Source organism: Suipraeoptans intestinalis (genome assembly GCF_034091795.1).
GTDB classification, from domain to species: domain Bacteria; phylum Bacillota; class Clostridia; order Lachnospirales; family Lachnospiraceae; genus Suipraeoptans; species Suipraeoptans intestinalis.
In genome coordinates, this window is record NZ_JAXFXH010000007.1 from 15166 (window position 1) to 27886 (window position 12721).

Annotated in this window: 9 protein-coding genes; 2 read left to right on the forward strand and 7 right to left on the reverse strand. The window is 46.0% G+C overall.

Annotation, left to right across the window (positions count from 1 at the left end; all coding sequences use genetic code 11):
* Window positions 1-256: 256 nt before the first annotated feature.
* The 5 genes from SOW26_RS02025 to SOW26_RS02045 all read right to left on the reverse strand — a co-directional run bounded on the left by SOW26_RS02025 (window position 257) and on the right by SOW26_RS02045 (window position 8280).
* Entirely contained in the window at window positions 257-1633 is a 1377-nt protein-coding gene (locus SOW26_RS02025) for a sigma-54-dependent transcriptional regulator (RefSeq protein ID WP_320651806.1), read from the reverse strand.
* Window positions 1617-3632, reverse strand: coding sequence for an ATP-binding protein (locus SOW26_RS02030; RefSeq protein ID WP_276960211.1), 2016 nt, complete (start codon window positions 3630-3632; stop codon window positions 1617-1619). Before SOW26_RS02030 ends, SOW26_RS02025 begins: the two co-directional genes overlap by 17 nt.
* A 13-nt stretch (window positions 3633-3645) precedes the next feature.
* The gene (locus SOW26_RS02035) at window positions 3646-4959 is read right to left on the reverse strand and encodes an RNA polymerase factor sigma-54 (protein ID WP_320651807.1); all 1314 of its coding nucleotides are present in this window, start codon (window positions 4957-4959) and stop codon (window positions 3646-3648) included.
* Window positions 4960-5313: 354 nt separating this feature from the next.
* On the reverse strand, window positions 5314-8064 hold the full coding sequence (locus SOW26_RS02040) for a Cna B-type domain-containing protein (protein ID WP_276960209.1): 2751 nt from the start codon (window positions 8062-8064) through the stop codon (window positions 5314-5316).
* 21 nt (window positions 8065-8085) lie between these two features.
* Window positions 8086-8280, reverse strand: coding sequence for a hypothetical protein (locus tag SOW26_RS02045; protein ID WP_276959680.1), 195 nt, complete (start codon window positions 8278-8280; stop codon window positions 8086-8088).
* Between the two features lie 265 nt (window positions 8281-8545).
* Between SOW26_RS02045 and SOW26_RS02050 the strand changes: the two genes are divergently transcribed.
* Together SOW26_RS02050 and SOW26_RS02055 are read left to right on the forward strand one after the other, a co-directional pair.
* Window positions 8546-8869 carry a DUF6442 family protein gene (locus tag SOW26_RS02050; RefSeq protein WP_320651808.1) on the forward strand — a complete coding sequence of 108 codons (324 nt, stop codon included), beginning with the start codon at window positions 8546-8548 and terminating at the stop codon, window positions 8867-8869.
* A gap of 15 nt (window positions 8870-8884) precedes the next feature.
* Window positions 8885-9091: a helix-turn-helix transcriptional regulator gene (locus SOW26_RS02055; protein ID WP_320651809.1), complete on the forward strand. Its 207-nt coding sequence runs from the start codon at window positions 8885-8887 to the stop codon at window positions 9089-9091.
* A gap of 239 nt (window positions 9092-9330) precedes the next feature.
* On the opposite strand, the gene SOW26_RS02060 is transcribed toward SOW26_RS02055, so the two are convergent.
* Window positions 9331-10713: an NCS2 family permease gene (locus tag SOW26_RS02060; protein WP_154476276.1), complete on the reverse strand. Its 1383-nt coding sequence runs from the start codon at window positions 10711-10713 to the stop codon at window positions 9331-9333.
* Window positions 10714-11087: 374 nt separating this feature from the next.
* Window positions 11088-12710, reverse strand: a complete 1623-nt coding sequence (ptsP, locus tag SOW26_RS02065) for a phosphoenolpyruvate--protein phosphotransferase (protein ID WP_276959686.1) — start codon at window positions 12708-12710, stop codon at window positions 11088-11090.
* Between the last annotated feature and the right edge of the window lie 11 nt (window positions 12711-12721).

A 12721-nucleotide genomic window follows, 5' to 3' on the forward strand; every position in this document is an offset into this window, starting at 1 on the left:
CATTTTCAGGAGGTTTAAAGGATACCGCTGCTCCTCTTTTTTTCCGCTCACTTCTGCTTTGCCGTAGCAGCCGCCTTCCTTTTTCTTTTTTCTGTCCGCAAAAACGGGAAATAAATTTCCAGCCTGGTAATTTATTTCCCGCTTTATGTCTATTCGATCTCCCTTTTGTGCATTTTATTTCCATCTGTGTTTACAGCTTTGTTCCGGCTTTTATGTCCCTGGTTGCTCCGATGCTTCTGCCGGATCCTTTTTCGGGTTATTCTTCTTTTTTCCCCCTTGTGTCCTGCTTTTCCGTCACGATTCCGTACTCCGTGATCTTGTTGAACAACTGCCTTCTGCTAAGACCAATGGCTTTTGCGGTATCTGATATATGATTCCTGTGCTCTGACAGCGCATGCTGCAGATATTCCTTCTCAAACTCCTGCCTTGCCTGCCGATACGGCTTTACGCTTTGCCGCTTTCCCGGTTCCTGTCCTGCTCCCCGGCCTCCAAGCCTCAGGATCCCGTCTTTGGACAGGATCACCATGCGCTCGATCATGTTTTTCAGTTCCCGGATGTTCCCCGGGTATTCGTAATGATATAGATATTCCTGTGTCTCTCGGTCTATTTCTCTGATCGTTTTTCCGGTTTCCTTCTCGTACCTGGAAAGAAAGAACGGAATCAGATCCTCCAGATCCTCCCTTCTTTCCCGAAGGGGCGGTACCCTGATCTCGATGGTGTTGATCCGGTAAAAAAAGTCCTCCCGGAACCGCCCGGCCGCCACTTCTTTTTGCAGGTCACGGTTCGTTGCGCTCACCAGGCGGAAATCTACCGAGATCGCCTGGTTGGAACCGAGTCTGGTGATCTGCCGGCTTTCCAACGCCCGCAAAAGCATGATCTGCGTAGGAAGTCCCATCTCTCCGATCTCATCCAGAAACAAGGTGCCTCCTCCCGCTTCTTCAATCTTTCCGATCCGTCTGGCCGACGCTCCTGTGAAGGCTCCTTTTTCGTATCCAAACAGTTCTGACTCGATGAGATTGTCCGGGTAATTCTGACAGTTCACCGGAAGGAACAGTCCGTCTCTTCGCCGGCTCAGACTGTGGATCTTATTTGCCACGATCTCTTTTCCCACTCCTGTTTCCCCTGTGATCAATACATTGGCATTGGTATCCGCCACATCCTTCACCCATTCCCAGACCTCCTTCATCCTGGCATTTCTGCTGAAAACAAATGAATTTGTTTCTTTTTCTCCATCGTGCTGCGCCTTTCCCGCCTTCAGCTCCACCAGCTGCCCTGCCTTTTTGATCTCCAGCAGAAGCTCCTCCGGATGATTCCCTTTGATGTAATAGCCAAAGGCTCCCAGCTTCATGGTCTGTACGGCCGTTTCCACCGTTCCGTAACCTGTCACCATGATCACTTCTACCGTCTGCCGATAGGTTTCCTTGATCTGCCGCAAAAAGGCGATCCCGTCCGTCTTCGGCATCATAATATCCGTGACTACCAAAGGAAAGTATTCTTTTTCCAGCTCCTCCAGGGCCTGCCCGGCAGAATCCGCCGTTTTCACCAGGTATCCCTGACTTTCCAGAAGCAGTGCCAGGCTTTCCCTGGCCGAAGCCTCGTCATCTACAACCAGTATCTTACATCTCTCCTTCACGATCTTCCTCCTGTTGTACTTCTTCTTTTTGCGGGAAGGACAGCGTGAACTTGGATCCTTTTCCCGGCTCGCTCTCCACCTGGATCCTGCCTCCCATTTTTTCCACCTCATTGTACACAATGTACAGGCCCAGTCCCGTTCCTTTTCCGGTTTCTTTTGTGGTGTAAAAAGGGTGGAACAGACTTTCCATGGCCTCCTTCGGAATGCCGCAGCCCCAGTCCTGACAGGTTAAGACCACCTCTTTGCCCTCCCGTTTAGCTGACAGCCGGATCCGTCCCTCCTCTTCTATGGCATCAATGGCATTGGACAGCAGATTCATCAAAATATGCGTCAGCCCCTCTTCATTTCCCCGCATATACAGTCCTTCCCGGCAGTCTGTCTGAATCTCCAGAGATTTTCCTTTTGCCTTGTTGGACTCCAGCAGGATCACCGTATCCAGGATCTTTTTCACATCCAGCATACTGTCGTTGTCTCCGGATACTCTCCAGAAATTCAATACATTATCAATGATGGAGCCTGCTCTTTGCACACTTTCATCAATATAGCCGATGGACACCTTCTCACTGTCTCCCAGATTTTGACTGGACTTCAGCATAAAAGCGTGCATCCGTATGATGGATAATGGATTCCGGATCTGATGCGCCATCCCCGCTGCCAGCTGTCCGATAGCAATCATCTTGGAGGACTGCAGCAACTGTTTCTTATGGATCTCGTCCAGCGTAATATTTCGCAGGGTGATCATAACCTGCCCATTCTCTTTTTCCTTTCCTTTTACCCGATAGGCACGAAGCTCATAGATTTCTCCTTGGATTTCCAGTCGGATGCCTTCCTCCTCTTTCAGAGCCTCTATTCTCTCAGCCAGCTTTTTTTCCTCGATTCCGATCTCCTGAAAAAACTGTTCCAGAGACTGTCCCTGGACGCTTTCCCTTCGACCTCCCGCCTTTTTTACCAGCTCCCTGTTGGCGTTTTTAATGTTGCCCTTTTCGTCTACCATCAGGATGTATTCCGGAATGTTGTCAAAGATCAGCTGCAGTTCATTCCGGCTGCTTAACAGCTCTTTCGTCCGGTGTCTGACCTTCTCCTTCAGTGTATGGTTATTCCAGACGATCACCGCCAGAATCCCCACGCCTGCTGCGATTCCCAGAACGATCCACCGGAGATACTCCGTGACGGAATATACCTTTTTCAACGGGGTAGAGATTCCAAACCACTTCTGCTGGATCTGCTCCAGCTGTCCTTTTTTGTTGATCTCATGGATCGCATGGTTGACCACCGGCACCAGATCCTCGTGAGATTTCGGCATGGCAAGAACCACCGGCTCTTCATAAAGAACCTCTACCTCTCTGCGAAACTGCTGCCCACCCCCTTGCAGATGGTACAGTACGATCGGTTCGTCTCCCACTACTCCATCCACCTGGCCGTCTGCAAGAGCCTCCATCCCCTCTTCTACATCCTTGACATAGACCAGCTCTGCCTGCGGATAATTTTTTTCCAGATAGTTATTGGCAAAATCCCCCTTTTCCGTAGCCACTTTCATCCGGCCAAGATCCGACTTATTCAGGGAATCCTCCCGCCGGGTAACCAGCACCACCCGCAGATGATAAATAGGATCAGAAAACACGTATTGCTGCTTTCTCTCTTCGTTAATGAACATATCGCAAAAATCTGTTTTATCTTCTCTTAGATTTTGAAGCGCCTTCTCCCATTTATACGGCTCTGTCCGTATCTTTATTCCTAGTTCCAGAGACAACTGGGACATATAATCCACTACGACCCCTTTGTATATGCCATCTTTGTCCACATATCTAAGGGGAGGCGCATTGTCGTGGGCTCCGTAGATCAGGCTGCCGTCTTCTCTTACATACTTCTGCAAAATCTCCTGCTTCTTCTGTTCTCTTTGGCTCTGCTCTTTTTTTACCCCTGCCCATATGCCTGCCGCCAGCAGAAAAAGGATTCCCAGTCCCCACAGAATCTTTTGATGCCTTTTTCTCTGTTTCATTTTCCCTCTCCCTCTATTCCCTTCGATCTGCCCTTCCCGGGATTCCCATCTCCTGTCTATACTTTGCTATCGTTCTTCTTTTCACAAAGATGCCCTCTTCCCTTAATTGACTCTCCATCCTTTCATCACTGAGAGGATCCTGTTTATTTTCTCTCTCTGTCAACTGCCGGATCCTGGCTTTTATATCGTCTCCGCTTTGGATCCTGCTGCCGGGTTTTCCCTTATCCACTTCCGGTCCGGCTTCCCCGTTTTTGGGAAGTACCACTCCTTTTCCCTGAAAGAAAGACGCAAAGGGCACCACATCTCCTTTGGGCAACCGGACGTATTTGCCCTTTACAGCTCGGTGAACTGTTGAAATCCCTATTCCCATCTGTTCCGCCAGTTCCGTCATGGTCAGCCGTTTTTTCTCTCCTTCTCCCAGAAGGTATTTCTTTTGAACGTCGGCTGCCAGTTCTGCCAGTTGAAGCAGCGTATCCCTTCTCCGTTTGGTATGCTCCAGCAGCTTCCGGTACTTTCTCACAGAATTTTGAAAATACGCTACCAATTCTTTCTCATTGCTTTCTTCCATCATCCGGATGTAATTGGCATTCAGGCAATAAGACTGCATCCATCTTTCATTCAGACAGACTTTCAATGCCTGCTGTTCTTCCGTGATAGTGATGTCTTCCTCCACATAGATCGTCTCCCCCTCTTTTTGCGGTGTCAGAGGACTCATCTGGAATTTTTTCAACGCCTCTATTTTTTTTCTGATCTCTGCTGTAGACAGGGAAAATTTTCTGGACAATCTGCTGATGTGCCCCTTTGCCACCTCCTCCAGATCCTCCTCTACCATCTGCAGCAGGATCTCATCCACCTTTTCTTCTGCCCGGATCTGTCGGATCAGGAAGCTTCGCACATCCGAAGAAAAGATTCCAAGAGGCTCCAGCTTCATCAGAATGTCCAGGCAGGCCTCCACTTCCTCTGTTTCGCAGTGGACCGAGCTTGCGATCGCCTCCGGCGCCAGGCGAAAAAATCCATCCTCATCCAGCACTTCCACCAGATACCGAAACAGGTATTCTTCTTTTCCGGAATACTGACGGAAATCAATCTGTTCCAGGATCTCCTTCCTCCACCCGCTCTCTTCTGCCTGTTGCTCCCTGTGAAAGGACTCTTCCCTCCAGCTTTGGCTCCCCGTTTCCTTATAATCTACCATGGGATTTTCCAGGTATTCCTGATAAAACCGTTCTTTCAACTCTTCTACGGAAAGCTCCAGTATCCCCAAAGACTGGAGCTGCTTTTGGTTTAAGATCTGAGACTGGCACCTTTCCTGTCCTGCAGATAATTTCATGTTCTAATCCTCTCTATATTTTTTTCATTTCATAATCTTTGTACTGAGACCCTAAGATCCATGTTGGTCGCACATGCATTTTCATCAATGTATAGACACTCAAATTGGCCAACCATATAATTTCAAAAACTGGATAACATATCAATCCGTATTTCCTTATGCTATTTCAGATAGAACTACCCCGTTCTTATTGCAAAATGTTACACTTGCACAAGTCCATAAATCATATATAATACCTGTTATTTTACTACAGATAAAGACGATTTTCAAACAAAAGCAAGCGTCTGGTATGCCATATCGCCACAAAAAAATCAGCAGCCAAGAAAATCTCCCGACTGCTGATACTCCTATAATCTATCTCTGTTTTTTTCTTCTACCGAACAAGAATAACACTGCTCCCAGAGAAACCACGGCTATACTTCCGTAAAGAAGGAAATTACTGCTATCTCCTGTCTTTGGTGTACGTGTTGACTTGTTTGGCTTTTTCGGTACATCTTTGGTATTCGTGATCACGAAACCACTCTTGGCGTCCCCCGCCATCGTCATCGTGTATCCGGAAATTCTTTCTTCCTCCACCGTATAGATGATTTCTTTTCCATCTTTGTACTGATCAAGGTCTTTAAAGGTATACTGCCAGTGATTCTCTTTAGACAGTTTCTGCGTATCTACCTTCCTACCATCTGCATAAAGATGTACGGTAATATTGTCCGCTGCATCACCCACCCATTTCTTCGTAACCGGCACGGATACTCTGCCTGTAATCGTATTGGTAATTGTAAACCCTTCTTCGGCTGTTCCTGAAATACCCGTCGTATATCCATCCACTTTTACTTCATCGACAGTATACACAATTTCATGCCCATCTGTCTCATCATACTTCGGGAGATTTTTAAATGTATGCTGCCAGCTATCCTCTGCCGTTAAAACGGCGCTCTCTTTCTCCTGGCCATCTGCAAGAAGCTTAACTTCCACCGCATCGGTCGCCTTGCCTATCCATTGTTTGGTTACCGGAACAGATAGTTTTTCTGTATTGGTATTTTTTACCACATATCCGGATGTAGCATCCCCTGTAATCTCAGACTTGTAATTTTCTATCACATCTTCCTTGATGCTATACTTGATTTCTTCTCCATCCTTATACTTTTCGAGATTGGTAAACGTATGCTGCCAGCCGTTTGCCTTCGTTAATACGACAGAATCCATCTCCGTTTCACCTGCATACAAGCGAATCTTTACCGAATCTCTTTCCTTTCCTATCCATGTCTTGGTCACCGGCACTGAAACTTTTCCGGTTATGGTATTGGTAATTGTAAATCCGGTATCTGCCGTCCCCGTCATTCCTATATTGTAACCATCTATTTTCACTTCTTCCAACGTATAAACGATTTCATGACCGTCTGTTTCGTCATATTTGGGAAGATTCTTGAAAACATGTTTCCAATCATCTGCCGCCGTTAAAGTGACTGTTTCCTTCTCCGCGTTATCCGCAAGCAGCTTGATTGTTACAGAATCCTTTGCCTTCCCGACCCATCGCTTCGTCACCGAAACTTCTCTCTTCTCCGTGTTAACGTTTTTTACCGTAAATCCAGTTGCCACATCTCCTGTTATTTCAGACTTATAATGTTCTATTGCATCTTCCTTGATACTGTACTGGATTTCTTCTCCCGTTGTATTATACTGACGCAAATTGTCGAACGTACCTTTCCAGTTGCTTAGGGCATTCAGAGTCACCGTTTTGCCTGTATCTTTTCCATCTGCATAAAGATGTATGACAACCGAATTACCCGCTGGACCGATCCACTTCTTCTCTACTGCCACTGTTATTTTCTTAGGCTCATCTTTAATTGTTTTTAAAGCTCCTCCGTCCGGTGTAACCTCGAGAGTATACTCCTCCTCATTCAGCAGGTACCCCTTAGGCGCTGTTTTTTCTTTTACTTTGTACGTACCTTGTTTTAATATTCCCGAAGTCACAGTTCCATCCGTACCTGTTGTCAGCTCAAATTTATTCCCATCCGGTCCCGTAACTTCAAACACCGCGTTCGCCAATACGACGGAATTGTCCTCTGCATCCACTTTGGTCAGCTTGATTTTGCTGGCAAGATTTCCTCCCGCCGTTCCGCCTGCGTTCGAATCCTTAAAGGTTGATGTGTATTCCTTACTCTCGCCATCGAACACTAATTTCAACTTATTTGTCAACTCTGTCTTAGGTGTATAGGTTGTCTCATAGCTTAATCTGTACTGCTTGGTTCCAGCATCTCCAAGATTCAGCGCAAAAGACTTGTTTCCGGATCCAAAAGTAAGTTTTCCGGCAATATCTACGACGCTGATCGTCTTGACTGTTCCACCCTCATCATTATACTCTACCTCAGAAAGCTTGAAGGAATCGGTAATATAGGTTTCCTCTCCACTTATTTCATCGCTTATCACACAGTTTTTTAAATCCGACTTTCGGTAATTGATCGTTGCATACCACTTGACTCTATTGACCGTCTGACCACCTTCCGTTACCCGTTCTCCCCATTTGGAAAGAACATGATCGCTTGGAAGCCCTATTTTTGTGACTTTTAATTCTGTGGATGTCGTCTTTCCGTTAACCGAGACCTCAAACGTATTTATTTCATTATCTTTCGTTTTCTGTTTGTTGAACAGAGCGCCTAAATAAATCGTCCCCTTGACATTATATTTGTTGTTGATCTTATCATTAAATGTTACACGAATCGTCCCTCCCGCCGAATCATTCGCACCCGGAGTAACATGCGCACGTGCTATCACTTCTCCATTTGCATCGGTCAGATCAAAATCCGACTGAGAAAAAGATGGCGGAAAACGCATATTATCAGGAAGTTGAATATCGAAATAATCTCCCTCCTTCAGGACAGCATTCTCGTCCTGTACCTTCCAATCCATTGCAATATAAAAGGAATCGTTTTTATTGATCTCTGTGGCTTCCGTTCCTTTTGGTTTTTCAATTCTAAAATCTGTGATCACCGTGTCCACAACCTTGGCTGCTTCTTCCGCAAACACTGTCGTGCCAAATCCCTGGAATAACACACTGAATACCACCATTAGGGATAATGGTATCCCAAACCATCTTTTTTTCTTCATCCTTCTCATTTCCTTTCATTTTCATTTGATTTTTGGACTATAGTCAGGAATTTTGTCCTCTGCTTGCCCTTCTTTAAAAGAACTAATGTTTTCAAGTTTCCAAGATTCAAAATGTACCTCAAATTCCAGTTCACTTTCCTGCACAACTGTTGCCAAAAGGATTTTTACAACAATTTTTAGCAGATTTTGAGTATGCAAACCTTCAACACAAAGCATGTTTCGATTTCCAGAAATGGAACTTAACAGAACTGTTATTAAATGCAGACTTTTCCGACCGGTTTATGCTACAATACAAAAAATAAATTTTTTCTTATATTTAGGCAGATGCTCACAGCATAATTGGCTGTAAATAAAAGTCTACCTAAAATTCCACTTTTTTTCATGCACAGAAAACTTGGCATTTGATATTGACAAGCAAACTTGGCAGTGATATTATAATGACACCAAGTAAACTTGGCAAAGAAAAATGGAGGTGTTTATCATGAAGAAAGAAGAAATTTTGGAAAAGAGCCGTCTGGAAAATGATATTTCTGACGAACGAACAAAGTACATTGGATTAAAAGGAGCCAATTTTTCCATTGGTGTTCTGGTGTTTTTGTGGATCGCGCTTTCAAAGCTTGTCGAACTGGATGATTCCACCCGGTATATTATGGGGTTGTTGGTTCATACTACCTGTTTCTCCAACTTTGCATATCAGCTTACCCAAAACAGAACGAAAACAACCATTTTCTTTACGGTCATGTTTTGTGCTACTATGCTTTTCTATCTGGTGCTGTTTTTAAGATTTTATTTCAAAATTTTTTAAAGGTATGAAAAGATTATGGATGAAAAACTGACATTAAAAAATCGTTTGAAAGAAGCAAGATCAGAGCGCAAGCTGTCTCAAACACAACTTGCCGAAATGGTAGGTGTATCCCGCAATACTATTAGCTCGATTGAAACGGGACAGTTTAACCCTACGGCCAAACTCGCACTCATCTTATGTATTGCTCTTGATAAAAAGTTTGAGGATTTATTTTATTTTTAAAGCGAAACCATTTTGGGCTTATAGGACAAAACGTGTTGGGCTATAACTCTTGAAATATAACTCGCAAAATGCCATTTTGACTGCAAGCAAAAAGCGAAAGCGTTTTTCCTTGAGCAGTTCTCTTCGTTCTGCCTGGAAAAACGCTTTCGCTTTTTATTCTTAAAATCCATCAGCCGTCTTTTCCCTGTCCTTTCCCTCACAGAAAACGACGCCCTGACGGCACTTTCTTTCTTCTTTTTCTACAGCACAAAATACTTCAGCACAAACAAAACGGCCAGTACATACATCAGAATGCTGATCTTCTTTCCTTTCGCCTTACCTGTCAACAGGTTCAGAGCCACATAGGAGATCACTCCCATTGCAATTCCTTCAGAAATGCTGTAAAACAGCGGCATCGCCACGATACAGATATAGCATGGGATCGCTTCGGAAATATCGGTGAAGTCGATCTCCACAATATTGGTCAGCATATAGAATCCCACGATCACCAGCGCCGGCGCCGTTGCGAATGCAGGGATTGCCAGGAAAATAGGAGCCAGAAGCAAAGACAGACCAAACAGGATCGCTGTTGTGACTGCCGTAAGTCCGGTCCTTCCGCCTTCTGATACACCTGCCGCGCTTTCCACGAAAGTCGTAGTCGTAGAAGTTCCAAGAACTGCTCCCGCCGTGGTAGCAATGGCATCCGCCAACAGGGCTCCTTTGATCTTCGGAAGCTTTCCGTCTTCATCCAGCATCCCCGCTTTGGAAGAAACTCCGATCAGAGTTCCCAGTGTGTCAAACATATCCACAAACAAAAACGCAAAAATAACCACTACAAAACTTGGGCTCAGCAGATTTTTAAAGCTTAACTTTCCAAAGATAGGCGCTATGCTGGGTACGACCACACCACCTGAAAAATCAGGAAGAAGAGAAAAGAATCCCAGCTCCGGATTCGGAACATACACACCCGTCACCTGGCAGATGATCCCCAGGATCCACGTCGCCAGAATTCCCCATAAAATATTTCCCTTTACATTTAAGATCACCAGGATCGCTGTGATAAAGATCCCCAGGATCGCCAGGATCACTGTGATCCCTACATCGTGAAAGCTTGCTTCCACTCCGTTTACCGCATTGTAATTTTCAAGAGAGAACAACTGTACCAGTGTCGCTCCTCCGATCACGATCTTTGCATTCTGCAGTCCGATAAACGCAATAAACAGGCCGATCCCCACACTGACTGCCGCCTTGAGATTTTTGGGGATCGCATTAAAAATAGCTTCGCGGACGTTGGTCAAAGAAAGCAGGATAAAAATGATTCCCTCTACAAATACTGCCGCCAGCGCCATCTGCCAGGAATATCCCATTCCCAGAACTACCGTATAGGCAAAGTAGGCATTCAGTCCCATCCCCGGCGCCAGTGCAAACGGATAGTTAGCCAGTACCGCCATCATCAACGTTCCCAGCAAGGAAGCGATCGCCGTCGCTGTAAACACCGCTCCTCTGTCCATGCCCGTCGCTGACAACACATTGGGATTGACGGCCAGAATATAAGCCATCGTCATAAATGTCGTCACCCCTGCTACAAGCTCAGTCCTGACATCCGTGCCATTTTTACTCAGCTTAAACATTTTTTCTAACATACTGTTCCTCCTCTTCCTCTCTTCCTTCACTTCTTCATAACATAGTTATTCTAGCAAACCGGATTCTCAATGTAAACCAATCTACTCTGATGATTTTTTAATAGAATTTATAACCTCTCCTTATTAATTCAGCTTTTCTCCCTATCTTCCTTCATAACTTTTAGCTTATAGGACAAAACGTGTTGGTCCATAACCTCAAAAGAAAGTCCCTGTTGACCTAAGGTAGGAAAGTCCGTAGAGGCATACAAAAACAGGGACAGAAGCCTAAGCTTCCACCCCTGCTGTTTTTCTTTTTATCTTTCGACAGTCCATCCACCGTCCTTCTAGGCACTCTCGTCCGTTTTTTCGCCGGACGTTCCGATTGCCCCGGCCTTCTAAAGACTTTCCCTGACTTTTTTTCTCAGCGGAAGTACCATAGAGGGCGCCACCGAAAGTTCATCGATCTTCATATCCAGGAAAACCTCTGTCAGGCTCAGATCCGCCGCCAGCTCTCCACAGATGCCGATCCACTTTCCTTCCGCATGTGCGCTTTCTGCTGCCATCCGGATCATTCCCAGTACTGCCGGATGATGCGCATCATAAAAATCGTCCAGTTTCTGGTTCTGTCTGTCGATAGCCAGGGTATACTGTGTCAGATCATTGGTTCCCACACTGAAAAAATCCACCTCTTTTGCCAGGTCACGGCTGACCATCACAGCCGCCGGTGTCTCGATCATAATACCCAGCTCCAGATCCTCCCGGAAAGCAAACCCCTCTTCCCGCAGCTCCTCCTTGACTTCACGGACGATATCCTTGATCCTTCTTACTTCCTCCACCGAAATGATCATAGGGAACATAATGGCGATCTGCCCATATGCGGAAGCACGGTACAGTGCTCTCAGCTGCGTCTTAAAGATCTCCGGCTGCTTCAGGCAGATACGGATCGCCCGATAACCAAGCGCCGGGTTCTCTTCCTGGGCCAGGCCAAAATAGCCCACCTGCTTATCTGCTCCGATATCCAGGGTACGGATGATCACCCGTTTACCCGCCATATTTTCCGCAACTGTCTTGTACACGGAAAATTGCTGTTCTTCCGTCGGAAACGTTTCACTCTCCAGATATAAAAATTCACTGCGGAACAGACCGATCCCTCCGGCATCGTTTTTCAGAACAGACCCCACGTCCCCCAGATTGCCGATATTGGCATAAATATGGATCTTCTGTCCGCTTTTCGTCACATTTTCTTTGCCCTTTAATTCTTCCAAAAGTGCTTTTTTTGCCAGCTCTTCCGCTTGTTTGCTCCGCATTTTTGCCAGAGTCGCAGCATCCGGATCAATGTAAACGACACCCTCCAGTCCGTCTACCACAGCCTGCCTGCCGTCATACTCCGGCTTCAGAGCTTCTCCCAGGCCGATGACCGCGGGGATATTCATGGTCCTTGCCAGGATAGCTGTATGGGAGTTGGCAGAACCGAACATGGTGATAAAAGACAGAACGTTATCCTTGTCCAGCTGCACTGTTTCACTGGGCACCAGATCGTCTGCCGCAATGATCGCCGGTTCGGTCAGCTTCATCCCCTCTCCGCCGTTGTCAGAAAGGATCTGAAGCAGTCTTTCCGACACATCCTTTACGTCTGCTGCCCTTCCCTGCATATAGGCATCGTCCATAGCTGCAAACATGGCTGCAAAGTTGTCCGCCGTCGTCCCGATGGCATATTCCGCATTGACCCCCTGGGTGGTGATAATGTTTACCACAGATTCCTGATAGTCCAGATCTTCCAGCATCATCTGATGGATCTCAAAGATCATGGCGTTGGACTCTCCCACATCCTCCAAAGCTTTTTCATAAAGTGCCTTCAGCTGAGAAACCGCCTGATCTCTGGCGTCCGTAAAGCGCCGGATCTCCTGTTCTGTATCCTCGATCCGGTTCCTTTTAATGGTGATCTCATTTCTCTTGTAAAACACAAGAGGCCCGATAGCGATCCCGCCAAACACACTTTTTCCCGTCAATGTAATCATGGTCTTCATCC